At 62.1% G+C, this 25,276-nt stretch carries 25 protein-coding genes; 11 read left to right on the plus strand and 14 right to left on the minus strand.

The features are described 5' to 3' along the window. The first annotated feature begins 1 nt into the window (after nt 1). A complete protein-coding gene (locus tag HWY37_RS13235; RefSeq protein WP_176088811.1) occupies nt 2-1,054 on the plus strand; it encodes a serine hydrolase domain-containing protein in 1,053 nt (350 codons plus the stop codon). Between the two features lie 957 nt (nt 1,055-2,011). After that, a complete protein-coding gene (locus tag HWY37_RS13240; RefSeq protein WP_176088812.1) occupies nt 2,012-3,022 on the plus strand; it encodes an aldo/keto reductase in 1,011 nt (336 codons plus the stop codon). A 125-nt stretch (nt 3,023-3,147) separates the two neighbouring features. Here the strand turns inward: HWY37_RS13240 and HWY37_RS13245 are convergent, their stop codons facing one another. Then, on the minus strand, nt 3,148-4,488 hold the full coding sequence (locus HWY37_RS13245; RefSeq protein WP_176088813.1) for an MFS transporter: 1,341 nt from the start codon (nt 4,486-4,488) through the stop codon (nt 3,148-3,150). An 85-nt stretch (nt 4,489-4,573) separates the two neighbouring features. Further along, the gene (locus HWY37_RS13250; protein ID WP_176088814.1) at nt 4,574-6,211 is read right to left on the minus strand and encodes a GMC family oxidoreductase; all 1,638 of its coding nucleotides are present in this window, start codon (nt 6,209-6,211) and stop codon (nt 4,574-4,576) included. A gap of 180 nt (nt 6,212-6,391) precedes the next feature. Here HWY37_RS13250 and HWY37_RS13255 point away from each other — a divergent pair, with 180 nt between their 5' ends. Beyond that, nucleotides 6,392-7,237, plus strand: coding sequence for an IclR family transcriptional regulator (locus HWY37_RS13255; protein WP_175208433.1), 846 nt, complete (start codon nt 6,392-6,394; stop codon nt 7,235-7,237). An 81-nt stretch (nt 7,238-7,318) separates the two neighbouring features. Here the strand turns inward: HWY37_RS13255 and HWY37_RS13260 are convergent, their stop codons facing one another. Continuing rightward, nucleotides 7,319-8,035, minus strand: a complete 717-nt coding sequence (locus HWY37_RS13260) for a GntR family transcriptional regulator (RefSeq protein WP_175208432.1) — start codon at nt 8,033-8,035, stop codon at nt 7,319-7,321. 227 nt (nt 8,036-8,262) lie between these two features. Between HWY37_RS13260 and HWY37_RS13265 the strand changes: the two genes are divergently transcribed. Both HWY37_RS13265 and HWY37_RS13270 read left to right on the plus strand, forming a co-directional pair. Then, nucleotides 8,263-9,258, plus strand: a complete 996-nt coding sequence (locus HWY37_RS13265; protein WP_246302288.1) for a Bug family tripartite tricarboxylate transporter substrate binding protein — start codon at nt 8,263-8,265, stop codon at nt 9,256-9,258. A gap of 57 nt (nt 9,259-9,315) precedes the next feature. Further along, nucleotides 9,316-10,506, plus strand: coding sequence for a M20 aminoacylase family protein (locus tag HWY37_RS13270; RefSeq protein ID WP_176088815.1), 1,191 nt, complete (start codon nt 9,316-9,318; stop codon nt 10,504-10,506). A gap of 157 nt (nt 10,507-10,663) precedes the next feature. Here HWY37_RS13270 and HWY37_RS13275 read toward each other — a convergent pair whose 3' ends face one another. After that, the gene (locus tag HWY37_RS13275) at nt 10,664-12,103 is read right to left on the minus strand and encodes an MFS transporter (protein WP_176088816.1); all 1,440 of its coding nucleotides are present in this window, start codon (nt 12,101-12,103) and stop codon (nt 10,664-10,666) included. 54 nt (nt 12,104-12,157) lie between these two features. Beyond that, complete coding sequence (locus tag HWY37_RS13280) at nt 12,158-12,586, minus strand: VOC family protein (RefSeq protein WP_176088817.1); 429 nt, start codon at nt 12,584-12,586, stop codon at nt 12,158-12,160. A gap of 93 nt (nt 12,587-12,679) precedes the next feature. Between HWY37_RS13280 and HWY37_RS13285 the strand changes: the two genes are divergently transcribed. The 4 genes from HWY37_RS13285 to HWY37_RS13300 all read left to right on the plus strand — a co-directional run bounded on the left by HWY37_RS13285 (nt 12,680) and on the right by HWY37_RS13300 (nt 15,067). Beyond that, nucleotides 12,680-13,024 (plus strand): GFA family protein, encoded by a 345-nt coding sequence (locus HWY37_RS13285; protein ID WP_176088818.1) that lies wholly within the window; start codon nt 12,680-12,682, stop codon nt 13,022-13,024. A gap of 105 nt (nt 13,025-13,129) precedes the next feature. Continuing rightward, nucleotides 13,130-13,537: a carboxymuconolactone decarboxylase family protein gene (locus HWY37_RS13290; RefSeq protein WP_176088819.1), complete on the plus strand. Its 408-nt coding sequence runs from the start codon at nt 13,130-13,132 to the stop codon at nt 13,535-13,537. Between the two features lie 9 nt (nt 13,538-13,546). Beyond that, the gene (locus HWY37_RS13295) at nt 13,547-14,158 is read left to right on the plus strand and encodes an LON peptidase substrate-binding domain-containing protein (RefSeq protein ID WP_176088820.1); all 612 of its coding nucleotides are present in this window, start codon (nt 13,547-13,549) and stop codon (nt 14,156-14,158) included. Nucleotides 14,159-14,227: 69 nt separating this feature from the next. Then, the gene (locus tag HWY37_RS13300; protein WP_175208481.1) at nt 14,228-15,067 is read left to right on the plus strand and encodes a ParB N-terminal domain-containing protein; all 840 of its coding nucleotides are present in this window, start codon (nt 14,228-14,230) and stop codon (nt 15,065-15,067) included. Between the two features lie 340 nt (nt 15,068-15,407). On the opposite strand, the gene HWY37_RS13305 is transcribed toward HWY37_RS13300, so the two are convergent. Further along, on the minus strand, nt 15,408-16,091 hold the full coding sequence (locus HWY37_RS13305) for a hypothetical protein (RefSeq protein ID WP_175208425.1): 684 nt from the start codon (nt 16,089-16,091) through the stop codon (nt 15,408-15,410). Nucleotides 16,092-16,230: 139 nt separating this feature from the next. Here HWY37_RS13305 and HWY37_RS13310 point away from each other — a divergent pair, with 139 nt between their 5' ends. Continuing rightward, nucleotides 16,231-16,488, plus strand: a complete 258-nt coding sequence (locus HWY37_RS13310) for a hypothetical protein (RefSeq protein WP_175208424.1) — start codon at nt 16,231-16,233, stop codon at nt 16,486-16,488. 46 nt (nt 16,489-16,534) lie between these two features. Here HWY37_RS13310 and HWY37_RS13315 read toward each other — a convergent pair whose 3' ends face one another. Together HWY37_RS13315 and HWY37_RS13320 are read right to left on the minus strand one after the other, a co-directional pair. After that, nucleotides 16,535-17,005, minus strand: coding sequence for a GNAT family N-acetyltransferase (locus tag HWY37_RS13315; protein ID WP_175208423.1), 471 nt, complete (start codon nt 17,003-17,005; stop codon nt 16,535-16,537). Nucleotides 17,006-17,143: 138 nt separating this feature from the next. Further along, nucleotides 17,144-17,581 carry a hypothetical protein gene (locus HWY37_RS13320; protein WP_175208422.1) on the minus strand — a complete coding sequence of 146 codons (438 nt, stop codon included), beginning with the start codon at nt 17,579-17,581 and terminating at the stop codon, nt 17,144-17,146. A 301-nt stretch (nt 17,582-17,882) separates the two neighbouring features. Between HWY37_RS13320 and HWY37_RS13325 the strand changes: the two genes are divergently transcribed. After that, nucleotides 17,883-18,434, plus strand: a complete 552-nt coding sequence (locus tag HWY37_RS13325) for a hypothetical protein (RefSeq protein ID WP_176088821.1) — start codon at nt 17,883-17,885, stop codon at nt 18,432-18,434. Nucleotides 18,435-18,680: 246 nt separating this feature from the next. On the opposite strand, the gene HWY37_RS13330 is transcribed toward HWY37_RS13325, so the two are convergent. The 6 genes from HWY37_RS13330 to HWY37_RS13355 form a co-directional block, all read right to left on the minus strand. After that, a complete protein-coding gene (locus HWY37_RS13330) occupies nt 18,681-19,736 on the minus strand; it encodes an RNA methyltransferase (protein WP_176088822.1) in 1,056 nt (351 codons plus the stop codon). A 52-nt stretch (nt 19,737-19,788) separates the two neighbouring features. Beyond that, nucleotides 19,789-20,058, minus strand: coding sequence for a hypothetical protein (locus HWY37_RS13335; RefSeq protein WP_175208419.1), 270 nt, complete (start codon nt 20,056-20,058; stop codon nt 19,789-19,791). Between the two features lie 55 nt (nt 20,059-20,113). Continuing rightward, nucleotides 20,114-20,500 (minus strand): Hsp20/alpha crystallin family protein, encoded by a 387-nt coding sequence (locus HWY37_RS13340; RefSeq protein ID WP_175208418.1) that lies wholly within the window; start codon nt 20,498-20,500, stop codon nt 20,114-20,116. 33 nt (nt 20,501-20,533) lie between these two features. After that, entirely contained in the window at nt 20,534-20,977 is a 444-nt protein-coding gene (locus tag HWY37_RS13345; RefSeq protein ID WP_176088823.1) for an Hsp20/alpha crystallin family protein, read from the minus strand. A 1,037-nt stretch (nt 20,978-22,014) separates the two neighbouring features. Further along, nucleotides 22,015-23,754: an anti-phage-associated helicase HerA gene (gene herA / locus HWY37_RS13350; protein ID WP_176088824.1), complete on the minus strand. Its 1,740-nt coding sequence runs from the start codon at nt 23,752-23,754 to the stop codon at nt 22,015-22,017. Between the two features lie 9 nt (nt 23,755-23,763). After that, nucleotides 23,764-25,014: a DUF4297 family anti-phage-associated protein gene (locus HWY37_RS13355; protein WP_176088825.1), complete on the minus strand. Its 1,251-nt coding sequence runs from the start codon at nt 25,012-25,014 to the stop codon at nt 23,764-23,766. Between the last annotated feature and the right edge of the window lie 262 nt (nt 25,015-25,276).

Below are 25,276 nucleotides of genomic sequence, written 5' to 3' on the forward strand. Positions count from 1 at the left end.
AATGAACACACTTATGCAGCAGGCGATCCAATTCGCCAACGACCACGAATCCGCCTGGGACCGCAGCGTCAAGGGCAATTTCGGCGTGCACCTGAACGATCCGCCGCCCTGGAACCGCCTGCTGGGCCCGATCCACGACCGCGGCCCGGTGTCGGGTGTGGTGACCGTGCGCGGCGAGACCATCGCATCCTGGGGCGAGCCCGAGCGCGCCGACCTGACCTTCAGCGTGGCCAAGCTCTACCTGGCGATCCTGGCCGGCGTGGCCCACGACCGCGGCCTGCTGCCGGACGTGGACGAACCCGTGGGCAAGCGCGTGCCCGGCATCGGCTTCGATGAAGGGCAGAACGCCGACATCACCTGGCGTCACCTGCTGCAGCAGACCAGCGAATGGGAAGGCGAGCGCTTCGGCGTGTCCGACCAGGCCGACCGCTACCGCGCCGTCACTTTCGGCGTGCCGCCCGGCGGCAAGAAGGGCGACGCGCGGCCGCTGCAGCGTCCCGGCACGTACTGGGAATACAACGACGTGCGCATCAACCAGCTGTCGTACGCGCTGCTGCACCTGTTCCGCAAACCCTTGCCCGAAGTCTTCCGCGAAGCCGTCACGCGGCCCATCGGCGCCAGCGAAAACTGGCAATGGGTGGGCTACGACAACGCCTGGGTCGAGATCGACGGCCAGCGCATGCCCTCTGTGCCCGGCGGTTCGCACTGGGGCGGCGGCATGTCAATCAGTGCCCGCGACCAGGCGCTGATCGGCCAGATGCTGCTGAACGATGGCACGGCCAATGGCCGCCGCATCCTGTCCAGCGAATGGATCCGGGACATGCGCACGCCTTGCGCGATTGCGCCGTATTACGGTTATTTGATCTGGCTGAATCATGAGGGCCGGGTGTTTCCCAGCGTGCCTGCCTCCAGCTTCTTCGGCGTTGGAGCGGGGAGCTCGTTCACGTGGGTCGAGCCGGAACGCGAGATGGTGGTGATCGTGCGTTGGCTGGATTCGGCGCATGCGGATGCTTTGTTCGGGAAGATCCTGGCGGCGGTGGATGCTGGCGGCTAGAGAGTTTGGCTTTTGACGATCCAGGGCGCGGGGGGCTTCTTCTAGCTTGCGGACGTCGGGGTTCTAAAACGCCGAGGCTGCCCTGCGCCATTCCGATGCTCACCCCGGTGGGGCTGCGCTTCGGATGGCTCCGGGCAGCCTCGGCTGACAGTCGCCTAATGCGATGGCTTTTTCTCCCGTTCAGGGGCGGATGCCCTGAGCCGGTGGCCGGACGGAGGGATCCGAAGCGCAGCCCCACCGGGGCGAGCATCGGAATCCCGCAGTCCGGACATCGGCGGCTCAAGAACTCCGGTGTTAGGGGGTAAGGGAGCTTCCAGCATGCGGATGTCGGGGTTCTGAACCGCCGAGGCTACCCTGCGCCATTCCGATGCTCGCCCCGGTGGGGCTGCGCTTCGGATAGCTCCGGGCAGCCTCGGCTGGCAGTCGCCCAATGCGATGGCTTTTTTTGCCATTCCTGGGTGGATGCCCTGAGCCGGTGGCCGGACGGAGGGATCCGAAGCGCAGCCCCACCGGGGCGAGCATCGGAATCCCGCAGTCCGGACTCCGGCGGCTCAAGAACCCCGGTGTTAGGGGGCAAGGGAGCTTCCAGCATGCGGATGTCGGGGTTCTGAACCGCCGAGGCTACCCTGCGCCATTCCGATGCTCGCCCCGGTGGGGCTGCGCTTCGGATGGCTCCGGGCAGCCTCGGCTGGCAGTCGCCCAATGCGATGGTTTTTTTTGCCGTTCCTGGGCGGATGCCCTGAGCCGGTGGCCGGACGGAGGGATCCGAAGCGCAGCCCCACCGGGGCGAGCATCGGAATCCCGCAGTCCGGACGCCGGCGGCTCACGAACCCCGGCCTTGCAAAACCAAACGTCAACTATCCAACCAAGAATGCCTGAGATGCGAATTTGACGGGCGCAGGCTTGCCGTTGCATGCTCGCGTCTAAACCATTTCCGTGAATGAGAGGAAGCCAACCATGAACTACCGCCGCCTCGGCCGCAGCAATCTCCGCGTCTCTCCGCTTTGCCTGGGCACCATGATGTTCGGCGAGCAAACCCCCGACGATGAAGCCGCCCGCATCGTCGCGTCCGCGCGTGACCATGGTTTGAACTTCATCGACACCGCTGACGTCTACAACGGCGGCCGTTCCGAAGAAGTGGTGGGCAAGCTGCTCAAAGGCCAACGCCACGACTGGGTGCTGGCCAGCAAGATCGGCAACGCCGTCGGCGAAGGTCCGAACCAGGCCCACTATTCGCGGCAATGGCTCATGCGCGGCGTCGAGGACAGCCTCACGCGGCTGGGCACCGACTTCATGGACATCCTTTACCTGCACCGCGACTACCACGAGGAAAACCTCGAAGAAGCGCTGTGGGCGCTGGGCGACTTGATCCGTGCTGGCAAGCTACGCAGCTTCGGCCTGTCCAACTTCCGCGGCTGGCGCATCGCCGAAGTCATGCGCCTGTGCGAAAAAATGGGCGTGCCGCAGCCGGTGGTGTGCCAGCCTTACTACAACATGCTCAACCGCGGCCCCGAAGTCGAGATCCTGCCGGCGTGCAAGCACTACGGTCTAGGCGTCGTGCCCTACAGCCCGATTGCGCGCGGCGTGCTGACTGGCAAGTATCTGCCGGGCCAGGCGCCTGCGGCGGACAGCCGTGCGGGACGCGGCGACCGCCGCATCCTGGCCACCGAGTTCCGCGAGGAATCCCTGGAAATTGCGCAGAAGCTCGTGGCGCACGCCGCCGCGCGCGGTACGCAGGCGGGGCATTTCGCCACTGCCTGGGTATTGGCCAATCCCATCGTCACCGCCGTCATCGCCGGCCCGCGCACGTTGGCGCAGATGGAGGACTACTACGCGGCCCTGGACGTGAAGATCACGGTCGAGGACGAGGCCGTCGTCAACGACTGGGTGACGCCGGGCCATGCTTCCAGCCATGGCTACAACGATCCCAACTATCCGTTCTATGGCCGGCCGGTAGCGGAGGCCTGAGACGGAAGTGCTGAGGCTGGGTTTCGGAGCGTTGCGGCCAGCTGGCGGCCGCCCGAGGCGATAGCCCTGAAGCGTAGTCCCCAGGCGTACAAGGCGCCGGCCCCCCGCGGCCGGCGCTTTCACGTTCAGGCCTTGCGCAATCCGCCGCGCGGCATGGCGGGGGCCGGCGCCGCGTCGATTTCCGCCGGCTGTCCGCTGCGCCCGATCAGCATGGCGCATATCGCCGACACCACGCCCGCGAACAGCACGTACAGGCAGATCAGCCAGGGCTGGCCGCCGCCTGTCTTCAGCAGCGCGGTCGCGATGATGGGCGTGATGCCCGAGGCGAAGATGCCCGAGAACTGATAGACGAAGGAAATGCCCGTGTAGCGCACCTTGGCGTCGAACAGCTCGCAGAACAGCGCCGCCTCGGGCCCGTACACCGCGGCGTACAGGATGCCGAAGGGGATGATGATGGCCAGCCACACCAGCATCACGCTGCCCTGGCTATTCAGCATCAGCCAGAAGCCGGGGAAGGACGCCGCGGCGGTGATGAGCGAGCCCCAGAAATAGACGCGCGTGCGGCCGATGCGGTCGGACAGGCGGCCGAAGAAGGGGATGAAGAAGCACATCACCAGGGCCGCGGCCATCACGCCCGTCAGCGCCTCGGTGCGGGTGATCTGCACCGTCTGCGTCAGGTACGAGATCGAGAACACGCCGAACACGTTGAAGAACACGCCGTCGATGTAGCGCGCGCCCATGCCTTTGAAGACATTGCCCGGGTAGCGTTTGAGCATGTCGAAGAAGGGAATGCGGCTTTCGGCGTTGCTGGCCTTGACCGCCGCGAACTCGGGCGTTTCCTTGATGTTCAGGCGGATGTACATGCCCACCAGCACCATGGCGGCCGACGCCAGGAAGGCGACGCGCCAGCCCCAGGCCATGAATTGCGCGTCGGTCAGCAAGGTGGACAGCAGCGCCACGGTGCCCGACGCCAGGCACAGCCCGATGGCCAGCCCGATCTGCGGCAGCGAGGCGTAGAAGCCTTTCTTGCCGGGCGGTGCGTACTCGTAGGCCATCAGCACCGCGCCGCCCCATTCGCCGCCCAGGCCTATGCCCTGGAACACGCGCAGCAGAAGCAGCAGGATCGGCGCCCAGACGCCGATGCTGTCGTAGGTCGGCACCAGCCCGATCAGGAAGGTGGAGATGCCCATGATCATCAGGGTCATCACCAGCATGCTCTTTCTGCCTATGCGGTCGCCGAAGTGGCCGAAGATCAGCCCGCCCAGCGGCCGGGTGACGAAGCCCACGGCAAAGGTGGTGTAGGCCAGCATGGTCGAGACCAGCGGGTCGCCGGTGGGGAAGTACAGCTTGTTGAATACGATGCCCGCGACGACGCCATACAGGAAAAAGTCGTACCACTCGATGGTGGCGCCAATCAGCGACGCGGCGACGACTTTGCGCACCGCGGCTTCGTTTTGCTTGGCCATGTCTAGTCTCCTTTGGTGGGCGGCCGGGCAATCTGCGTTGTCCTGCGCCGTGTGGTTCTGCTATCCGGGGTCAGCCTTCTCCAATTCAGGCGGCGACGCGCAGCGCCTGCGGCTGCGCTTGCCTGAGGTCCTGCAAAATGAAATCGGCCGCGCGTTCGGCCAGCATCACCACGGGCACATTGGTGTTGCCTGAGACCAGCGTGGGCATGATCGAACAGTCCACCACGCGCAGGCCCGCCACGCCGTGCACGCGCAGGCGTTCGTCCACCACCGCCATGGGGTCGCTGGACGGCCCCATCTTGGCGGTGCCTGAGGGGTGGAAGATGGTTGCGCCGTACTCGCGGCAGAAGTGCAGGATCTCGTCGTCCGTGACGACTTCGGGCCCCGGACGGAACTCGCGCTTCATCAGGGCGGCCAGCGGCTGGGTGGCGGCGAGCCGGCGCGCATACTTCACCGCGGCCACGACCATGCTGCGGTCCAGCTCGGTGGACAGGTAGTTCGGCTGCATCGACGGCGCCTCGAAGGGATCGGCGCTGCGCAGCCGCACCCGGCCGCGCGACGAGGGTCGCAGCTGGCATACGGAATAGGTGCAGCCCGAAAACGGATGCACCTTGCCGCCGGCCATGTCGGCCGACAGCGTGGCGAAATGGAACTGGGTGTCGGGCGTGCGGCTGGCCGGATCCACGCGGCAGAACACGCCGCCCTGGTTGATGCCCACCGCCAGCGGGCCGCCGCGGAACAGCAGCCATTCCAACCCCATGCGGGCGCGGCCCGTCAGGGTTCGCAGCTGGTCGTTGGTGGTGATGGGCCGGGTGGTTTCGTAGATCAGACGGATCTGCAGATGGTCCTGCAGGTTCTCGCCCACGCCGGGCAGCTCGTGCACCATGCCGATGCCGAACTGGCGGAGCAGGTCAGCCGGCCCGACGCCGGACAGCTGCAGCAGCTGCGGCGATTGCAGCGCGCCGGCGCACAGCACCACTTCGCGGCGCGCGCGCAGGGTGTGCACCTGGCCGCCGCGCCGGTAGCGCACGCCGCAGGCGCGCTTGCCTTCGAACAGCACGGCCATGGCGTGCGCGTCGGTCTCCACGCGCAGATTGCTGCGGTCCTGGGCCGGGCGCAGATAGGCCACGGCGGTCGAGCAGCGGCGGCCGTTGCGCGTGGTCAGCTGGTAGTAGCCCACGCCTTCCTGGTCGCCGGTATTGAAGTCGTCCAGGTGCGGCAGCCCCAGGCTTTGCGCCGCACCGATCAGCGCTTCCACCAGCGGATGAGGCGTCTTGATCGAGGTGGCGTTGAGCATGCCCTCGGTGCCGCGCGTGGGGCCGGGGCCGAGATCATTGTTTTCCAGCTTGCGGAAGTAGGGCAGGCATTCGTCCCAGCTCCAGCCGGGATTGCCGGCGGCGGCCCAGGCGTCGTAGTCGCGCCGCTGGCCGCGGATGTAGATCAGGCCGTTGATGGCGCTGGAGCCGCCCAGGGTGCGGCCGCGCGGCCAATAGATGCGCCGGTCCAGCATGCCGGGATCGGGGTCGGTGTAGTAGCCCCAGTTCACGACCTTGTGGAACATCGTCTTGCCGTAGCCGATGGGGATGTGTATCCACGGGTAGCTGTCCTTGGGCCCGGCTTCGAGCAGACAGACGCTGTGTTCGCCGTTGGCGCTCAACCGGTTGGCCATCACGCATCCGGCCGAGCCGGCGCCCACCACGATGTAATCCACGGTATCGGACATGTCCGCAAGCTCTCCCTGCAGCAGGGCGCCGCGCCTGGCCTACGGCGCGTTAACCCTGCTTGTCGTTGTGGGGCGCACTTATATACTGGATCGATGCCGGCGCATGGGCGCTGCGGCATCTGAGGCGATTCTAGGAAGCGCGCGCGCAGAGCAAAGCACAACAGGCGCAGGGGCGGAAAAGTGGAACAGAATATGCAGATTCGGTTTCAAAATCGCAGTGCAGCATCGGAGCAGCCGGCCGAGGACGCGGCGTCGCACCAGGAGGCCGCGCGCACGCTGCGCGCGCTGGTGGTGCTGGACCATCTGGCGCGGGCCCAGCATCCGCCCACGCTGGCGCAACTGGCGCAGCGGCTGGACATGCCCAAGACCACCTTGATGCGCTTGCTGGCGGCCATGCAGCGCGCCGGCTTCGTCGCCGCCACGCCCACCGAGAACGGCTTCGTGCCCGGGCCGCAGGCAGCGACCCTGGCTCTGGCGACCTTGCGCGCCTCGGCCTTCACGCGCGCCTGCCGCGCCGTGCTGGCGCAACTGGTCGGCACCCTGGGCGAAACCTGCAACCTGACCGCGCCCGACGGCGACCGCGTGGTCTACATGGAACGCGTGGAAACGACCGAACCGCTGCGCCTGTTCTTCGCGGTGGGCAGCCACGTGCCCATGCACTGCACCGCCAGCGGCAAGCTGTTCCTGGCGTCCATGAACCGGCTGGAGCGGGGGCGGGTGCTGGCGCGCCTGCCGCTGACGCGCAACACGCCGCGTACCTTGACGGACCCGGCCAGGCTGGAAGAAGAGCTTGAACGGCTGGCTGCGCGCGGCATCGGCATCGACAACGAAGAGTTCGTGCGCGGCATGAGCGCGGTGGCGGTGCCGGTGCGCGACGCGGATGACCGGGTGGTGGCGGCGGTGGCCTGCCATGCGCCGACCGCGCGCGTCATGCTCGACGATCTGCTGCGGGCCGTGCCGGTGCTGGAACGCGCGGCGCGCTCCATGCATGAGGTGCTGGCGCAGCACCGCGCCGGCGCGGCTTGAGCGGCGCGGCTCGCGCCAGGGCGTTTCAGGTCCGTGCGCTTCGCGCCAAGATGCTTGAGGTCCGCGCCTGTGCGCTTCGGATCAGGCTTGCGGATTGAACAGGTCCGGCGGCAGGCGCGCCACGGCGTCGTAGGTCAGGCGGATGTGCGCCGCCAGCAGCGCACAGGCGCGGTCCGCGTCGCGCGCCAGCGTGGCGTCCAGGATGCCCTTGTGTTCGTCGTCCAGGTCGCGCGCGATGGGCTTGCGCGTGACGGTCAGGCGGCGGTAGCGCTCGGCCTGCTGGTACAGGATGCCCAGGAAATGATGCAGCCAGCGCGAGGGACAGGCGCGGATCAGTTCACGGTGGAACTCGCGGTTGCGTTGTTCCCATTCCTCGAAACGGGTGTCGGGGTCGGCGGCCAGACGCTGTTCGGCCTTGCTCAGGCGATGGAAGGCGGCGAGCACGGCGCTTTCCCAGTCGTCGTCGCCCAGCGCGATGGACTGGCGCAGGGCCTGGGTTTCCAGCAGCACGCGGTTCTCGGTGATGTCGCGGAAATCTTCGAGCGAGATCGGCGTGACGTGGAAACCGCGCTGTCCTTGCGCGATGACCAGCGCGTCCGACACCAGCAGCGCCAGCGCCTCACGGAGCGTGCCCGCGCCCACGCCGTAATCGTCCTTCAGGTGTTCCACCCGCAGCCGTGAGCCCGGCGGATGCACGCCTTGGATGATGTCGCGGCGCAGATTGACATAGGCCGCGCCGACCAGGGTGTTGGCCGAGGCGGAATGGGCGAGCGGGGGGAGGGTGGCGCCGTCTGACATGGGAGCTACTTTATCACTGCCTTTCAAAAATCTCGATAAAAATTATTGACGCCGAGATTTATGCTGCTTATCGTAGAAAAAAGCGTCGAGACTACGACCGGCATGCAGCCGGCGGCAGGCGCAACCAGGAGACAAGCACAGTGATACGGCCACACGACGTCCGGCACGCCGGTCCGCGCACCCGCAACTTGCCTGAAACGCCCGCCCGGCGGCCCTTGCTGCGGCCGATGTCGCTCCCGATGTTGCGTCCAGTGCTGCGTCACATTGCGGCCTGCGTGGCGGCAGTGGCCGCCCTGGCTGCCAGCCCTGCGGCCAGCGCGGAAACCTGGCCGGCGCGGCCGGTGACCCTGCTGGTCAATGGCGGCCCCGGCAGCCTGCCGGACCTGTTCGCGCGGCCCTTGGCCGAACGCCTGCACCGCTCCCTCGGCCAGCCCGTGGTGGTCGAAAACAAGCCCGGCGCCGGCGGCATGCTGGCGATGCAGCAGCTCAAGTCCGCGCCGGCGGACGGCCATACCCTGGCCCTGGTCACCAACGCTCACCTGGTGTGGAACCCCTACATCTTCCCGGCCCTGACCTACGATCCGGCGCGCGACCTGCAGCCCGTGAGCCCGCTGGCGGTCATTCCCATGGCACTGACCGTCAACGACAAATTGGAGGCCAAGTCCCTGGACCAGCTTCTGGTGCTGGCGCGCCAGAAGCCAGGCCGCCTGAATTACGCGTCCTCGGGCAACGGCAGCCCGCCGCACGTGCTGTTCGAGATGCTGCGCGAACAGGCCGGCGTCGACATCCTGCACGTTCCGTTCAAGACCGGCACCGGCGCTTTGAACTCGGTGCTGGCGGGCGATACCGAAATCTATTTTGCCGGCACCGCCCTGGTCGAGCCCATGGTCAAGGAAGGCCGTTTGCGCGTGCTGGCGATGAGCGAGACCGTGCCGGATGCTGCCTTTGGCAAGGCGCCGACGCTGGCCGCCAGCAACTTCAACGGCTTTGAAGGCGCGGTGTGGCTCGGTGTGGCCGCGCGCGCCGGCACGCCCGACGCGATCGTGCAGCGGCTCAATGAAGAAATCGGCCGCGCGCAGCAGGACGGCGCGCTCAAACAGATGTACGCCACCCATGGCACCTTGCCGTACCATCTGGCGGCGGCGGCCTTCGCCCAGCGCGTCGCGGCGGAGCGGGACACTTCCGGTCCCGTGCTGCGCAAGCTGGGCATCAAGCCCGATTGAATTCCTTTCTTCCAACCCTAGTATCCCGGGCTCCGCTGGCGGAGCCCGCAGCCGCTTATGAACCTGATCGAAGAGATTGTTGAAAACTCCCCGTCCATCCGCGACATCCGCAGGGACATCCATGCGCATCCGGAACTGGCGTTCGAAGAGAACCGCACCTCGGATCTGGTGGCCCAGCTGCTGGAAAGCTGGGGCATCCCGGTGCACCGCGGCTTCGGCAAGACCGGCCTGGTGGGCGTGATCCGCAACGGCGACTCCGGGCGCACGCTGGGCCTGCGCGCCGACATGGACGCGCTGCCCATGCACGAAGTGAACCAGTTCAGCCACGCCAGCAAGCACCCCGGCGTGATGCACGCCTGCGGCCACGACGGCCATACCGCCATGTTGCTGGGCGCGGCCCAGCACCTGGCGCGCCATCGCAACTTCGACGGCACCGTGTACCTGATCTTCCAGCCCGCCGAAGAGCGCGGCGGCGGCGCGCGCGAAATGATGCGCGACGGCCTGTTCCAGAAATTCCCCATGGAAGCGGTGTTCGGCATGCACAACATGCCCGGCATTCCGGTGGGGTGCTTCGCCTCGTCCGCCGGGCCGGTACTGGCGTCCAACAGCGAATTCCACGTCACCGTGCGCGGCAAGGGCGGCCACGCGGCCATGCCGCACCTGTCCATCGATCCCATCCCCGCGGCGGCCCAGATGATCGAGGCCTTCCAGACCATCATCAGCCGCAACAAGAAGCCGCTGGAGACGGCGGTCATCTCGGTGACCACGGTGCAGGCGGGCGGCGTGGTCAACGTCATCCCCGACACCTGCGAACTGCGTGGCACCGTGCGCGCCTACACCCGCGAGACCCTGGACCTGATCGAGCGCCGCATGGGCGAGATCGCCCAGCACGTGGCCGGCATGTTCGGCGCGCAATGCGAATTCGTCTTCACGCGGCACTATCCCTCGACCATCAACCACGAGGCCGAGACCAACTTCATGCGCACCGCGCTGACCCAGGTGGTGGGCCAGGAGCGCGTGCTGGTGCAGGCGCCCATCATGGCGGCCGAGGACTTTTCCTTCATGCTGGAAGAGGTGCCCGGCAGCTATTGCTTCATCGGCAACGGTGAGGGCGATCACCGCGAACCTGGCCATGGGGAAGGGCCTTGCCTGGTCCACAACACCAGCTACGACTTCAACGATGCGCTGCTGCCTATAGGCGCCAGCGCGTTCGTGAAGCTGGCTGAGAACTGGATGCCGCGTAAGTAAGGGGAGCGGGGTAGGCGGGGTAGGGAGTGCCTGCCTGCCGCCTGTAGGCGCTGCGTTTCATTGAAGCGCGCCTATTGCCTTGCAGGTGCCGCGTTTCGGTGCAGCGTGCCTGCCGTGTTTCAGTACAGAGCGCCCGCCGCCGTGCAAGCGCCGCGCTTCAGTGCTGCGCGCCCGCCTGCACCGGCACGTCATGGTTGCGCGTGCGCACCAGCACCGCGCTCAGGACTGCCGCCGCCGTCGCGATCACGGCGCCCGCCAGGAAAGTCAGCTGATAGCCGCCATTCAAGGCCAGGGTCGGCGCCGCGCCTGCAGCAGCCAGACCCGCGCTGCGGGCTGCGGCCAGGCTGGCCAGCACCGCCAGGCCCAGCGCGCCGCCCATCATGAACGCCGTGTTGACCACACCAGAGGCCAGGCCGGACTGGCTGGGCTCCACATCGCTCATCGCGGCCAGCAGCATGGGATTGAAAGCCACGCCCGCGCCCAGGCCCAGCAGCAGCATGGCAGGCAGGACGTCCACGGCGAAGCTGCCGTCCGCCGGCGCGCGCGCGAACAGCGCCAGCCCCAGCGCGGCGATGAACAGGCCGATGGCCAGCGGCCCGCGGATACCGAAGCGCATCACCAGCTTGGCCGACAGGCCCAGCGAGAACGCCGCCATGATGAGGTTTGCCGGCAGGAAGGCCAGGCCCACTTCCATCGGGCTGTAGCCCAGCACCAGCTGCATGTACAGCGCCGACACGAAGAACCACGCGAACATGGCCGCGGCCCACAGCACGCCGACGATGTTGGCGGTGGCCACGTTGCGCAGGCGGAACAGGCCCAGCGGCATCAGCGGGGAGTCGACGCGCGCTTCGATGGTCAGGAACAGAATCATCAGCACGGCCGCCGCGCCCAGCAGGGTCAGCGATTGCGCCGAAGTCCAGCCGGCCTCGTTGCCGTTGACCACCGCATACACGGCCAGCATCAGCGAGGCCGTGACGCTGAGCGCGCCTGCCACGTCCAGCCGGGCGCCGGCGGCGGCGGGCGGCGCGGGCGGAATCAGCCGCAGGCACAGCGCATAGACCACTACCCCAATGGGCAGGTTGACCAGGAAGATCCAATGCCACGACAGCGCGCTGGTGAGCAGCCCGCCCAACAGCACGCCGATGCTGCCGCCGCCCGCACAGACGAAGCCATACACGCCCATGGCGCGCGCCCGTTCGCCGGTTTCGGTGAACAGATTCATGATGAGCGACAGCGACACCGCCGACACCACCGCGCCGCCCAGGCCCTGCGCCGCGCGTGCGGCGATCAGCAGGGTCTGGCCCTGGGCCAGGCCGCAAGCCAGCGAAGCCACCGTGAAGACCACCAGGCCCGCCAGGAACATGCGGCGGTGGCCGAACAGGTCGCCCAGCCTGCCGCCCAGCAGCAGGAAACCGCCGAAGGTCAGCATGTAGGCATTGACCACCCAGACCAGCGAGGTTTCCGTGAAATGCAGGTCTTCGCGGATGGACGGCAGGGCGACGTTCACGATCGTGGTGTCCAGCACGATCATCAGCACGCCCAGGCAAAGCACCATCAGCGCCCACCAGCGTTGCTTGCCGTGTATTCCATGCGTCATCGAGTGTTGCTCCGTGGATGGCGGCAGTCGGGTGCGCCGCCTTGTTCTTGGTTCTTAGTGCGAAACGCGCCCGCCGCTGACCATCCAGCGCGTGCCATAGCGGTCTATCAATGCGCCGTAGGCCTCGGCCCAGAAAGTCTTCTGCAAGGGCATGGTGATGCTGCCGCCTTCGGCCAGCAGATCGAACACGCGCTGCGCGTCCGAGACCGTGGGGTAGGCCAGGGACAGCGCCACGCCCTGCTTGCCGGGATAGGGATGCCCGGCGGTCGCGTCGCTGCCCATCAGGGTCTGCTCGTCCAGGCCCAGGCGGGCGTGCATGATACGGCCGGCGTCTTCGTCTGACAAGGTCGGCATGGCGGCGTCGGGCGGCGCGTCCGCGTAGCGGATCATGGCCTCCATCCGCCCGCCCAGCACGCGCTCGTAGAAGTGCATGGCCTCGGCGCAATTGCCGTCAAAGCTGAGGTAGGCGGATAGTTGGGGCATGATGTCTCCAGAGTGGCGAGCGGACGGTGCCAGGAGGGCGCCGCCGCTCTATGATGGAAGCCCGACCCCACACGTCAATGAAGGAGCCCGGCCATGCTGAAAGGAAGCTGCCATTGCGGACAGATCGCGTTTGAAGTCGAAGGCGAACCGTCCCAGGTCCTGGAATGCAATTGCTCGCACTGCAGCCGCAAAGGCTATCTGCTGTGGTTCGTGCCCCGCGCCAGCGTGCGCCTTGTCACGCCCGCCAGCGGCATGTCGACCTACCGGTTCAACAAGCACGTGATCTCACATCACTTCTGCGCCAATTGCGGCTGCGCGCCGTTCGGTTTCGGCGTGGGCCCCAAGGGCGAGGAGACGGCGGCGGTGAACGTGCGCTGCCTGGAAAACGTGGATCTGAACGCCTGGCCCCGCATCCCGTACGACGGCCGCAGCGTCTGAGCGTCGCGGACCGCGCTACATCATAGGGCAAGGCCGCGCCGCGCGATATGGCGAGTGCGTGACATGTCTTTTCATCGATTTGAACTAGTTTCAGGGAAGCGCCGCATGAGCACCGTAAAACTGCTGTCCGACGAGGAAGTCCGCCAGAACCCGCAAGCCTGGGCCGTGTTCGAAGACATCCGCGCCACGCGCAAGTCGGACTTCGTCAACAACTTCTGGCGCGCCCTGGCCAACGATCCGCCGCAGCTGGAGCGGGTCTGGGGCCAGCTCAAGCAAGTCATGATGGCCGACGGCGAACTCTCGCCGCTGGTGCGCGAGATGATCTACATCGCCGTGTCCACCGCCAACGGCTGCACCTACTGCATCCATTCCCACACCGCCGCCGCCCGCGCCAAGGGCATGACCGACGGCCAGCATGCCGAACTGCTGGGCGTGATCGGCATGGCCGCTCAGACCAACGCCATGGTCACCGCCATGCAGGTGCCCGTCGACGAGGCATTCATCGTGAAATAGGAGGCCGCCATGTCTCTGATCCCGCTGTTTCCGCTATCCAACGCGCTGTTCCCCGCAGGCGTGCTGCACCTGCGCATCTTCGAGGTGCGCTACCTGGACATGATCCGCCGCTGCATCGCGGACGGCAGCGAATTCGGCGTGGTCGGCCTGTTGTCGGGCCAGGAGGTCCGCACACCCGAAGGCACAGAGACGCTGGCCCCCGTCGGCACCATGGCGCGCATCGCGGACTGGGACGCGCCCATGCCGGCCCTGCTGGAACTGCGCTGCATCGGCACCAGCCGCTTCCGGCTGCTTTCCAGCGAGGTGGCAAAATACGGCCTTTGGATGGGCCAGGCCGAGCCCATCCCCGACGACCCGCCCGCGCCCGTGCCGGCCGCCATGCAGGCCAGCGCCGACGCGCTGGGACGCCTGGTGGCCCAATGGCAGCAAGACGGCGTGTCCCCCGAAAGAATGCCCCTGGGCCCGCCGTTCCGGCTCGACGACAGCGGCTGGGTCGCCGACCGCTGGTGCGAACTGCTGCCCCTGCCGCCCGACGACAAAGCTGCTTTGCTCGCCATGACCGACCCGGTGGCGCGGTTGGCGGCAATTCAGGACGTGCTGCGGGGGCAGGGGCTGGCTTAAGGCAGATGTCAGAGGCCGTGTATTGCTTGTATTGAGCGCAGGGCCCGGGCGTAACCGTATTTGGACACCATGGAAATCAGGATAGACGAGGGCCTGCGCGCCTACATAGACCCCTTGACCGACGACGAGCGCGAAGCGCTGGAACGCAGCCTGCTCGCCGAAGGCTGCCGCGACGCCCTGGTGCTATGGGGCGACCTGCTGGTCGACGGCCACAACCGCCATGCCCTGTGCATGAAGCACGGCATCCCCTTCGAGACCCGCCAGAACACCTCATTCAAATCCATCGAGGACGTGCACCTCTGGATGATCGAAAACCACCTGGGCCGGCGCAGCGTGTCGGATTTCCAGCGCGGGGTGCTGGCGCTGCGCAAAAAGGAAATCCTGCAGGCGCGCACCGCCGCCACGCCTGCGCCCGACGATCCGCCTTGGGACGAAGACTCCGGCGAACCGCCGCCGCTGCCCGCCGCAGTCGTGTCGCAGGCGTTGAGCCGGCAGGCGTTGGCTCGGGCTGCGCGTATCAGCAGCAATACCTTGGGGCAGATCGAGAAGATACAGAAGGCGGCAGCGCCGGAATTGGTGCGGGCGGTCAAGGATGGGGCTATCTCCATCAATGCCGCGGCGGCGGTGGCGACGTTGCCGCCTGAGCGTCAGGCTGCGGCCGTGGCCGGCGGTCGGAAGGAATTGCAGCAGGCGGCTCGTGAGGTCCGCCAGGCCAAGGCGCCGCCGCCTCGGGAGGCTGTGCCGGATATTCCTATTGAGAATATTGCTGATTTGCCGGCGGAGGTGGCACGGTTACGGGAGTTGCTGACTCGGCTGACGGATGAAAGGGATCAGTTGAAGAAGAAGGTGATGCATTTGACGGTGGCGCTGGCGGAGGCTAGGAATGCGGCGGGGGGAGGGGATGATTAAGGGCCGGGTTGGAGAAAGGCTGAACGGCTTGCCAAGCGTGGGCTTTGCTTTGCTCAGTCTAAAGCCAGCTTCCGTCGTTGCCGTGATTAGCCGCGCCTGCCGCTAAGCCGGTTCGGGACACGCATGGATCACTTCTTCCTGGAGTTCGTCATTGGACTGCTGCGCAATGCAAATCCACTCCTGCTGTTAAGACGCCAGAATAGGCATGAGTTTTTGGAAAAATGGAGGCAAGCAAGCATTCCCGAAAGGCTTGCCTATTCGGTCCTAACGCTGGTCGTACTTACGCTATACGGTCTAGGGGGCTCACTCGTCGTGATAATTCTCATGGCGGCGAACAAAGCTAGCTGAGCGTTGTGCTGGAATCGGCTTCTGCGACCGCATTAGCGAATTGAGTGGTCGCCTCCAGGCGCATGAGTATTGGTGTGACATACCAGTTACTACCGCCGTCTGAGCCGGCGTGAGTGTCGGTAAACGTATCGAGGAATCCCGTCCGTAAGAGGGCGTTAGTCAGTCCTCCCAACTCCCTCTCGGCATATATGCGCGAAAGATCCGCGTGTACTTCGATCCAGAGGCTAGAGTTCGCGATTTCCGGTGAAGATTTCTCACGCTGCTGCTTAGCGCGAATGAATGAGGCGAGTACGACCAGTTCATCGTGGCGCAAGGACTCAATGACTTGGGCCAAGTAGAGAAACTCGTCGGCCGGGATGGCTCGTGTGCCGTCACCATGGATGACGAGACGAGCAAGAATACGCAGATTGGTGTGTGCTGCACCGATAAGAGCAGCTTGGTGAAAACGTGCGGTGCGGACGATCAGGCTGTCTTGATCCTTGAGCAGTTCATCACACTTATCCGCATGTTTTAGTTCTCTGATGAGAATTTCGCTTGCCTTTTCTGTTCGGCTAGCAAGGTAGCGTGATACCACCTCTTTGAAGGCTGTGGCAGCAGCGGCTCCAGTGGGGCACGTGATTGAGAGGCAAGCGACAAGAACATTGCTGACTCTTTCAAAATTCTCGCTCGCAGACATCCAAGTACTCCATTTTTTGGGCAACGTGTCGTCGCCGCGCTATTGAGGGAAGAAGCGTCAATGTGCGATTTCGCCGTTTAGATGCTGCAAAATAGTAGCCTGGCACCTATCTTGTGTCAGACGTCATTGTGAGACGCTTATGAACCTGCATGTGATCTACTCCGGGAGTAACATGATGCTCTTGTCGAGGCGAGAGTACGTGTCGTGGCAGCAAATTCAAGACGAAATTGCTGGCTACATTACCTCCGTGGGGCCTTGGCCTGTCGACGAGATCATTGAGTTCCTGCGCGATGAATATCCAGATCTTTCGCCTGATGCCGCTGAGCAGGTGAACTCATTCCTATCGGGCGATGATCAGGTAGTTGCTCTTCAGTTCATCCCTGCACGCGGCGCATGAGTTAGGACAGTAAAGATTGCGGTGGTCAGACTGCGCCTACCCTGAATCAAGCAGGCGCGCGAAGCAGGTTCGGGTTGAGTGAATTGCTAGGACTGGCCCTCTCCATAAGGACATACGGGCCTTCCGGACCATCGGCTTCACTACGTATGCGCCATCCCTGAGACTGATAGAACCGCTTGGCACGCTCATTCGCTTTGAGGCATTTCAGTGTAGGTATGCTGGAAAAGTACTTGTCGCAACCAGCCAATAACCTCGTTCCTACACCGAGGCCCTGATATTGAGGGTGAACAAATAGATTGTGTAGGAAGCTGTCATCTTGCCAAACAGACGCAAAACCAACGGGATGGCATGAATGCTCTGCTACCAGAATCCTCTCACCTGTGGTGCAGGCATCAAAGTCTTCAAGCCTATGGGCGCCAACGGTAACCCACGGGAAAGCGGCATCGCGGGATACAACAAATAACTTGCGCAATGCCTCCCGATCGGCCTCTACAAAATCTCGTACGATGACCTGCATGTTTCTGGCTATATCTTTAATCACAAAGGCTGAAGAATCTGACTGGCGTGGGTCCGCCAGAATGGACCTGCCGGTATTTTTTCCAGAAAGTAACGTCCGCGTTTCCGAACCGAAAAACCCAACCAGACAGACGGGGCCTCAGCGATACCCCTGCGACCCGCAACTGACTTGCCCGGTATCGGTTTTCCGGCAATAGCTGGCGCCGTACTCGCCGATCTGCATTTCCGTCCTGTCGTTTTGCGCGCCAGGAGCACGATCAGCAGGCCGTGCGTTGGCATTTAACATTTCACGCTGGTGCAGTTGAGTGCGTGTCGACTGCTCCTGCTCCGCCTGACGCTTGCGCTCGGTATCAGTCAGGGCCTGGTTAAACTTCTTGCTGAATTCGGCGTCACGCGCGGAACTGCGCGAACGCGCTGGCCCGCCGCCTTGGGGCCTGCCGTTGCGGGCTGCGTTATCTTGGGAATTCTGCAGGCTTTTACGGTCTTCAGCCGTGAGATTGTATTGAGCCTGTGCGATATTGCCGGTCAGCGCACCCAGGCCAAGCAGCGCTGCCAGTCCAAAAACGTAGGGTTTCACGCATAGCCTCCCGAAAGATCCTATTCATTGAATATGCTCCGAACCTTGGTTTGTTCAGAGCAGCGGACATTTGCGCTGTGTCTGTCGCCTTCCTGCGTATGGATAACAAGACTGGCTCGATGGGTTCCATCGTAGCAGGCGGTTGCCCTTATCCGGCCTCTTGACAACGGAACCACGGATGCGGCTTACTTCGTCACCGTGGCGCCACCAAAAGCCGCTCGGCAAGAAGCGAGGGCCACCAGTCGGCGGGAAATCCTTCTTAAATCGATGCAATCAAGCTTTGAAGGTTCGATAACATCCGATGGATATACCGTCGCTTACTGAAACGTTCACCCATGTCCGCATCGTGCTGGCAATGGTCATCGGCCTTGGCATTACTCGCATCCTGACGGGTGTGGCCAGCTTCATCCAGCATCCGAAACGGCATAGCGTTTCGCTGCTCCATATGCTCTGGGTCGCATCCATACTGCTGGAGCTGGTGCTGTTCTGGTGGTGGGACGTCAGGCTTGCACGCGAAACCGACTGGAACTTCAGGGTTTTCCTGCTTCAGATCAGCTATGCCATCGTGCTCTTCCTGGTGGCCGCGCTTCTCTTCCCGGACAACATCATCGAATATGCGGGCTATGAAGATTTCTTCATTCAACGCAGGCGCTGGTTTTTCTCGCTGCTGGCGGCAACCTGGGTCCTGGACCTGGTCAAAAGCCCAGACATCTGGAGAAGCCTCACAACGCCCTTTTTGATTCAAGCATCGATCAGCGTGACGCTTTGCGTGATCGGCATAGTATGCCGACGCCGCACCGTTCAGCTTGCCGTCGTGCTGCTCTATATTTCGCGCCAAGTCTATTCAATGTGATTGGAATGCCAAAGGCAATCCGGGGAAAAGGAGCGGCAAATAGCAAATGCCGTTTTTTCCTGCAATGGGATATGGCGCGACAACAAGACAACACTAAATGCCTGTTGGCCTTGGCCCTGCCTAGTCGGCCTTGAATAAGACTGTCGACCTTGTGGCGCAGCCAGCGAACTTTCCAGAGAAAAGATCCATCGCTACAGCCAAATAAAGCCAGCCTTGTCAGGTTCGAATGCAGGTGATGCCTGTTACCTAGGCGGCTTCTGCTCTTGCAGTGCGCTTTCTTCGCAGTTCTACCACCTGCTCTGCGCCAACAGCCCGAGCACGCAACTGCCCACAGCCCCCATCCACATCCTGTCCCGCGCTGTTCCTCACCTTGGTCAGCACGCCACGGCTTTGCAGGGAGCGGACGATCTCGTGGATGCGCTCGGTATCTGGGCGCTGGTAATCATCCCCTTCAAGGCTATTGAAGGGAATGACGTTGAGCACCCCATACTTGCCTTTCAGCAGACGCACGACCGCATCAAGCTCGTCGTCGCCGTCATTGATGCCCTTGAGCAGCGTCCATTGATACTGGATCGGATAGTCGGTATCGCGAGCGTATTTCTCGCCCAGTTCGATCAGTTCTTCCGGCGCAATTCTCGGCGCGCGCGGCAGCAGGTGTGCGCGCAGTTCGGCCTTGGTCGTGTGGAGCGACAGCGCCAGCGCGGGCTTGACGCGTTGTTGCGGCAGGGCCTCGAACACGCGCAGGTCGCCCACGGTGGAGAACACCAGATTCTTGTGGCCGATATTGCCCTCTGTGCCGAGCAGGTCGATGGCTTCAAGCACGTTGTCGAGGTTGTGCGCCGGTTCACCCATACCCATGAACACGACTTTCTTTACCGCACGCTGACGCCGCGCCAGCACGACTTGGGCGAGGATTTCCATGCTCGTGACCTGGCGGATCAGGCCGCTCTTGCCGGTCATACAGAAGCGGCAGCCGACCGCGCAGCCGACCTGGGTGGAGACGCAGAGTCCGTCGCGTGGCAACAGCACGCTTTCCACCATCTGTCCGTCGGCGAGTTCGACCAGCAAGCGCGAGCCGTCGCTGCCGGCGTGTTCGGAGCGGACACGGGCGAGGGCGTCCAGTTCCGCCGTCAAGGCGGGCACGGCATCGCGTAGCGCGAGAGGCAGAAAGTGCTCGGCGCTCCGGCGTCGCGTGCCGGTGTCGAGCGCTTGCCCTTGCAGCCAGACGCGCAGGAGCCGGCCACGATGGACGGGCAGGGCGCCGAGAGCGGCGAGGCGGTTGTCGAAGTCGGAATAGCGCATGGGGGGCGGATTTTACCCTGCGCCTGGCGAGATCCGCCGCGACTCGTCTCCCCTACGGACTGGGCAGGTATTGATTGACCTTGCCGGAGTCGATCAGGAGCTTTAGATATGCGGTGCCGTCCCGAATAGCGCGTGCCGGTGTGTCACGAGGCGCAAGCGGGCTGGGAATAGACCAATCGACCAGCACCAATGTCGAATATGTGACCTGGACCAGCGGGAGAAAGCCTTCGGGCAGCGTCCCGAACTGTTCCAGGCAGCGCAATGGCACGGCGCGGACCCCCAGGCGGAATCCTTTGTGTTCGGTCAGGATGACGTCGTTCATGGATTGGCCCTCACAAGCCGCGGTGGCGCTACGCCACCGCGGCATGAACTACGACTCACGCCACAGTCACCGGGATCTGTCGCGGCTGTGCCTCACGGATGCGAGGAACTTGGAGGGTAAGCACGCCGTACTTCAAGCTGGCGGTGATGGCATCCTTGTCAAACTCCGGCCCCAGCCTGAACGAGCGGCGAAATAATGGCTCGCGCAACTCGCCGTGGACCAGCCGGACATCCGCGGGAACTGGCACCGACGCTTCTCCTTCGATGACCAGCATTTCCGATTCCACTTTGATATTGAGCCTGTCTTTCGTGACTCCGGGCAGGTCGGCGAGGACGGTGACGCCGGTCGCGTCCTCGAAGATGTCGACCGCTGGCAGATTGGCGGGACGTTGCTCTTTCGAGCGGCCGTCCTGCTCGACAACGAATTCCTTGCGCTCATTCATGATCGTTTCTCCTGAGTAGTGCTCGGGCTTGCGTCACTGGATTGCGATGAGACGCGGTTTCGACGACTCCTTCTTCTTGATGGATATCAGCAGGCAGCCGTCAACGTACCGCGCCTCGACGTTGTCAGGGTCGACATCAGCGGGCAGCTCGATAACGCGCGTGAAGTCTCCCTCGGCACGCTCCCTGGCGTAGTAGCGGCCATTTTCGGGAAGGGGCGGCGTTTTCCGAGTGCCGCTGATGGTGAGCAGCCCTTTCTCCATGGACACTTTCAAGGCGTCTGGTTCGATACCGGGCACGAAGCTGACCACCATGGTGGCATCGTCGGAAACTCCGATGTTGACGGGCGGAAAACGTCCGCGTGGCATCGTTCGCAAGGTAGCCGGCAAGCCCGCGTTACGAAAGATCTGGTCCATCTGCTCCTGGACCGCGTCAAAGAAAGACCCGACACTGCTGTCGCTGAAAGGGTAGTTAGCCATATTTACCTCCAGAGCGTTTTTCCGAAGGATCGAGACTCCGCTAAGTGACCGCCAGCGCGACCCGCACTCGATCGCTTCAATGCCGATATAGGATCCAACGATGCTGCTTCAAGACCCATTTACTTTGAATTTAATAATCGGCGTCCGGGATGGCATAGATTTTTCATAGCCCCCTGTTCGGTCCCGCTCTTTTGGCAACCAGGCTCGGCGCAATGATAAAAACATCGCGCCAATATCGTCGCCGGAACCTCGATCCGGACTTCGCCGAGAAGGTGGTAGATGTCATAGGGCTTTACATCAACAAGCGCCACGACACGGCTAGCTTGTACGCCACCTTTTAAAAAAAGGTGTCAGACTACAAATTCGCTAGCTAAATGCTGCAAAATTCTAGTCTGACACCTTATCTCGCAAATTTGGAATACCGAGCTTTGGATTTTGCCAATTATCAGGCTATGCGAGCCGCTTCTTTAGGTCTAGATTGGCACCGCGACCTTGTGAGTTTTCTCGGCAGGCCACGCGGAGATTTTCACGGCTTGCTATGCCGCAAGGATCGTCAGTTGGGCTTCGTTGGTGCCATGCCTGGCGATCGGCGGAATCGGCTGCATTCGTGCACTAGTAGAGCCGTCGAAGGTTGGTAACTGTACACAATGATGTGGCCCCTTAAGAGGGGTCCTCCGCTGGCTTTCGGGAGTTGAATTTGTACCAGAACCGCCCGTTGCACTCAGATATCGGCCGTTGAACCGGCGCAGCTTTGGACGGCAGCAACGGGTCGTCATCGGCCGGCCGACAAGGACGGCTCTCGGTTGAAGCCGACGTTTGGAGTTTTGCCGCAACCGCCCCCGGAATGAACAGCCCTGGCCGGTGGCGGTTACGGGAAAGCTGCCACTCGCCGAGCTTTGGGCGAAACGTCACATCCGGAGCCGACGGCGGTCTGGCGGGTTTGGGGTTCACGGGACCCCGGGGCAGTCCGGTTTCATCCGGTTCGGATCATTTAATCATATCGACAATCTGGACCTGTGATCCTTGATCAGCACCGATCATCCTCGCCAGTTATCGGCACGCTTTTTGAAGTCGATATTCTTCCACTCCGCTTTCCAGAGCGTAAGATATTTCACGTCACTGGATGAGGGCTCCGGGTCGCATTTCTCCACGTACACGACGCACGGCATGATGACGGCGTCCCCGATTAGAAGCGCCTCCCCTTGCTCCAGCGCGGGCATTCCCTCGGTCAAATTGCCGAGCGTATCCGGCAGTAGTCGGCGGACATAGCTTTGATCATCGGGATTAGTAAGACGCATCGCCAGGAAGTTGGAGCATTGCGAAAAAATAGTTTCTGAAATTTCAGACGGTCGCTGGCTCGAAATCAGTAGGCTGATGCCGTATTTTCGGCCTTCTTTGGCTATGCGTTCGATAGCAGCCAGTGAAGCCTTATAGCGCGCAAGACCGCTCTTCGGTGCATATTTGTGCGCTTCCTCATAGACCATCAGGAATGGCTGTTCGGTTTTGCTTTCAACACGCCGGGCATAGTAGCAAAAATCGAACATTAGACGGGAGATGAGCGAAACGGTGATGCTGAGCAGTTCAAAAGGGATGCCGCTTAGGTCGATGATGGTGACATTCGACTCACGTCCCGCGTTGTAGCCAGTGAACTGTCTGAGCACATCCTCCAAAGAAGCCTTCTTAGCCTTTTCACCGAAAATAAACCCTAACCGCGTGTTCGCGATTTTTGATCTGACCCGTCGTTCGAACTTGTCGATTGTACCGTCGGCATACGGCCCTTTATTAATCTCACTGCGTTTTGTCGGCGCGAATTCGCGCAATTCCATACAGTAGTGTTCGATCTGGGCATCGACGTCAGGGAAATCGATTTCCGTGTTGTCCTTGAACTTGATCAGCAAAGAATTGTCAGCGTTCTTTGTCTCTCTGGTGAGATTTCTGAACGCATTCGCGACATGATTGATCTCGTATGGAAGGGGGCTGTCAAAATTGACCTTCTCTACATCGGGATTACTGATTTTTTTGGCGACGGTAACAATCTGCCGCAGCAACGCTTCCTGATTGTAATTGTTGTTGTCCCCTGACTCCAGAAACATGTCCTCCATCTCGTCTTCGTTTAGCAACCAATATGGCAGGACGAGATCATCGACGGTAATGACGTTTGCTTTCGGAAACGCTGCGGCATATTCGGAATGAAGATCAAATATCAGGATATGGGAGTTGTTGAGGCCCTGATATTCGCCGGTTTTGGTTGATATGGCTTTTTGCAGAACCGACGACACACTCGATGATTTCCCCGATCCCGAAGCACCGACAACGGCAATATGTTTGTTGAAGAATCGGTCGCCGTGAACGGGCACGACGATATCACGCTGCCGAGTCAGTGAAGAAAAGCAAAAGCGGTCTTCCGCCGCATAGCAGTCTGCATAAATGGCTGCGATTTCCGCTTTCGTCGCCGGGACCACCTTCTTGGGTGGAATAGCTAATTCGTCGCCGCCACGATTGAACTTTCCATCTTTAAGAGTCCCGAGAGGATAGGCGTCGATCATATAGACGCGCTTGTAGTCACCCCCTCCGTCGCCTTTGACCTCTTTCATTTCGATCGAAAAACTTTCTATGATGCAGATGAGCGAAACGTTTTCATTATCGGAGATTTTGAGAAAGGACCCAACGCGAAGAGATTCCCCCGCCGCCTGAAAGTTCAACAAATCGTCGACGGCCACTCGAACCTTGTTAGGGTAAACTGCGACAACCTCGGCATTGGCGATTTCTTCAGTCATTTTACGTCCTCAGATAATTTTCTGGATTGTGGTGATGCCGCTGACGGGGATCGAATACATCCGAATCTTTGGGCACGGCATAGCCATGGTCGCAGGGCGTTCAAGGAAGAAGTCATAGATATGGCACAACTTCCGTCCCATCCCATCGAGGACCGCCCGCAACTGGATTTCGTCGTCGACAAAACGAATCTCGATCTGGTGCTCTTGGGTTTGCAAGCTATGGACGTGATCGATGCGGAATGGTGACCCGCGATATGGGAAGCCGTCTACGAAAACTGTTCCAGTATCGAAAAGCTCGTTCTTTACTTGCGTGATAAGTTTTTCATCCGCGCCGCGTAGCAGGATGAATGGCGCATAGCGGTCGGAGTTCTGGATGCGGCGCTTCTTAGCCGAACTCCAGTTGTTGCCGATTGCCCTGAGTTGGTCGCAGACAACAGAACAGTCTGTTGCCGCATCGCATTCAATGATGAAAGCGCGGACGATTCCTGCGCCGTTTGTGGGCGAGAAATACAGGCGTTTCATATGCTTCGCATATTCGGTTGCCTCCTTCTCTCGGAGAAGCCAACGATTATGGACAGCCTGGGTGCCCTTGAGCACTTCCTGCAGATCACGACGGGTAGTCTTGCGAGCGTTGTGGTCTTTTTTTGTGGCTAGTGTCGCAATGTAATCGAAGGCTATTGGATAGTGAAAGCCTTCGGCCTCAAACGCTGAGACGCATTGACTCTTCCGTATTTCCTCGATGACGATGCTGCGATGTTCAGAAAATTCCGTCGAAATTTTTATACTGAAGTTTTTACAGAACGCCCCAATCAATTCATCAGGCGCTGCCGCTCCGTCGAGTAGAGACTTCTTCTCGTATGTTTTCGTACCGTCAGCAGTCTTCACTTCCTTCCGGTATTCCATCACCGATTTAAATCGCTCGACGGAAAGCTCACCAATATCGATTTTAACTTCTGAAAAGTGCCCGTACAGCAGATACTTTCGGCCTGCCCGTTGTGTCTCTTCGAGCCCATGGAAATGAACAAAGAGCTTATGTAGGGGATCACGCAGTACCGATTCTGTCAGGTTCTGCTCCGCGTAGTATTTTACTTGGCCGTAAATTACGCCTTCATCGGTGTAGCGATCGAAATCTTCAATGCCCTCGATAACGACGTCATCGTCCAGGTCCGCCTTCAGGATTTCGAGCAAGGTAGCGTCGATTTGGTAAAAATACCCTCTGATCGAAGCTGTCGCTTCGCGTTTCTTGTCTACCTCCAGCATCCGAGCCTCCGAATCAATCTCTGATTGGCATTATAGGGAAGAGCAAGCGAAGAGTGCGAGTGAGCATATTTGCGCTGACGGGACTGGCCTGATGTCGTGAAGGCGTCGATTTTGGCCGAGAGCTTCTCGGGTGGCGAGACGATCAGCGTGGAGGCGCGTCGGCCGTGCGTAGCCGATTCGCTGTTGCATTAATACAACCGGGACGTTGAAAATTTGACAAGAATGTTAACTGATAATTGGGGTGCCGATGGCCTCGGATGCC

Source organism: Achromobacter anxifer (assembly GCF_903652925.1).
GTDB classification, from domain to species: Bacteria; Pseudomonadota; Gammaproteobacteria; order Burkholderiales; family Burkholderiaceae_B; genus Achromobacter; species Achromobacter anxifer.

Excerpts from the sequence above, each read along its gene's own strand:
- HWY37_RS13235 (WP_176088811.1), top strand. The coding sequence starts at position 2 with ATGAACACACTTATGCAGCAGGCGATCCAATTCGCCAACGACCACGAA.
- HWY37_RS13240 (WP_176088812.1), top strand. The coding sequence starts at position 2,012 with ATGAACTACCGCCGCCTCGGCCGCAGCAATCTCCGCGTCTCTCCGCTT.
- HWY37_RS13245 (WP_176088813.1), bottom strand. The coding sequence starts at position 4,488 with ATGGCCAAGCAAAACGAAGCCGCGGTGCGCAAAGTCGTCGCCGCGTCG.
- HWY37_RS13250 (WP_176088814.1), bottom strand. The coding sequence starts at position 6,211 with ATGTCCGATACCGTGGATTACATCGTGGTGGGCGCCGGCTCGGCCGGA.
- HWY37_RS13260 (WP_175208432.1), bottom strand. The coding sequence starts at position 8,035 with ATGTCAGACGGCGCCACCCTCCCCCCGCTCGCCCATTCCGCCTCGGCC.
- HWY37_RS13265 (WP_246302288.1), top strand. The coding sequence starts at position 8,263 with ATGTCGCTCCCGATGTTGCGTCCAGTGCTGCGTCACATTGCGGCCTGC.
- HWY37_RS13270 (WP_176088815.1), top strand. The coding sequence starts at position 9,316 with ATGAACCTGATCGAAGAGATTGTTGAAAACTCCCCGTCCATCCGCGAC.
- HWY37_RS13275 (WP_176088816.1), bottom strand. The coding sequence starts at position 12,103 with ATGACGCATGGAATACACGGCAAGCAACGCTGGTGGGCGCTGATGGTG.
- HWY37_RS13280 (WP_176088817.1), bottom strand. The coding sequence starts at position 12,586 with ATGCCCCAACTATCCGCCTACCTCAGCTTTGACGGCAATTGCGCCGAG.
- HWY37_RS13285 (WP_176088818.1), top strand. The coding sequence starts at position 12,680 with ATGCTGAAAGGAAGCTGCCATTGCGGACAGATCGCGTTTGAAGTCGAA.
- HWY37_RS13290 (WP_176088819.1), top strand. The coding sequence starts at position 13,130 with ATGAGCACCGTAAAACTGCTGTCCGACGAGGAAGTCCGCCAGAACCCG.
- HWY37_RS13295 (WP_176088820.1), top strand. The coding sequence starts at position 13,547 with ATGTCTCTGATCCCGCTGTTTCCGCTATCCAACGCGCTGTTCCCCGCA.
- HWY37_RS13300 (WP_175208481.1), top strand. The coding sequence starts at position 14,228 with ATGGAAATCAGGATAGACGAGGGCCTGCGCGCCTACATAGACCCCTTG.
- HWY37_RS13305 (WP_175208425.1), bottom strand. The coding sequence starts at position 16,091 with ATGTCTGCGAGCGAGAATTTTGAAAGAGTCAGCAATGTTCTTGTCGCT.
- HWY37_RS13310 (WP_175208424.1), top strand. The coding sequence starts at position 16,231 with ATGAACCTGCATGTGATCTACTCCGGGAGTAACATGATGCTCTTGTCG.
- HWY37_RS13315 (WP_175208423.1), bottom strand. The coding sequence starts at position 17,005 with ATGCAGGTCATCGTACGAGATTTTGTAGAGGCCGATCGGGAGGCATTG.
- HWY37_RS13325 (WP_176088821.1), top strand. The coding sequence starts at position 17,883 with ATGGATATACCGTCGCTTACTGAAACGTTCACCCATGTCCGCATCGTG.
- HWY37_RS13330 (WP_176088822.1), bottom strand. The coding sequence starts at position 19,736 with ATGCGCTATTCCGACTTCGACAACCGCCTCGCCGCTCTCGGCGCCCTG.
- HWY37_RS13335 (WP_175208419.1), bottom strand. The coding sequence starts at position 20,058 with ATGAACGACGTCATCCTGACCGAACACAAAGGATTCCGCCTGGGGGTC.
- HWY37_RS13340 (WP_175208418.1), bottom strand. The coding sequence starts at position 20,500 with ATGAATGAGCGCAAGGAATTCGTTGTCGAGCAGGACGGCCGCTCGAAA.
- HWY37_RS13345 (WP_176088823.1), bottom strand. The coding sequence starts at position 20,977 with ATGGCTAACTACCCTTTCAGCGACAGCAGTGTCGGGTCTTTCTTTGAC.
- herA (WP_176088824.1), bottom strand. The coding sequence starts at position 23,754 with ATGACTGAAGAAATCGCCAATGCCGAGGTTGTCGCAGTTTACCCTAAC.
- HWY37_RS13355 (WP_176088825.1), bottom strand. The coding sequence starts at position 25,014 with ATGCTGGAGGTAGACAAGAAACGCGAAGCGACAGCTTCGATCAGAGGG.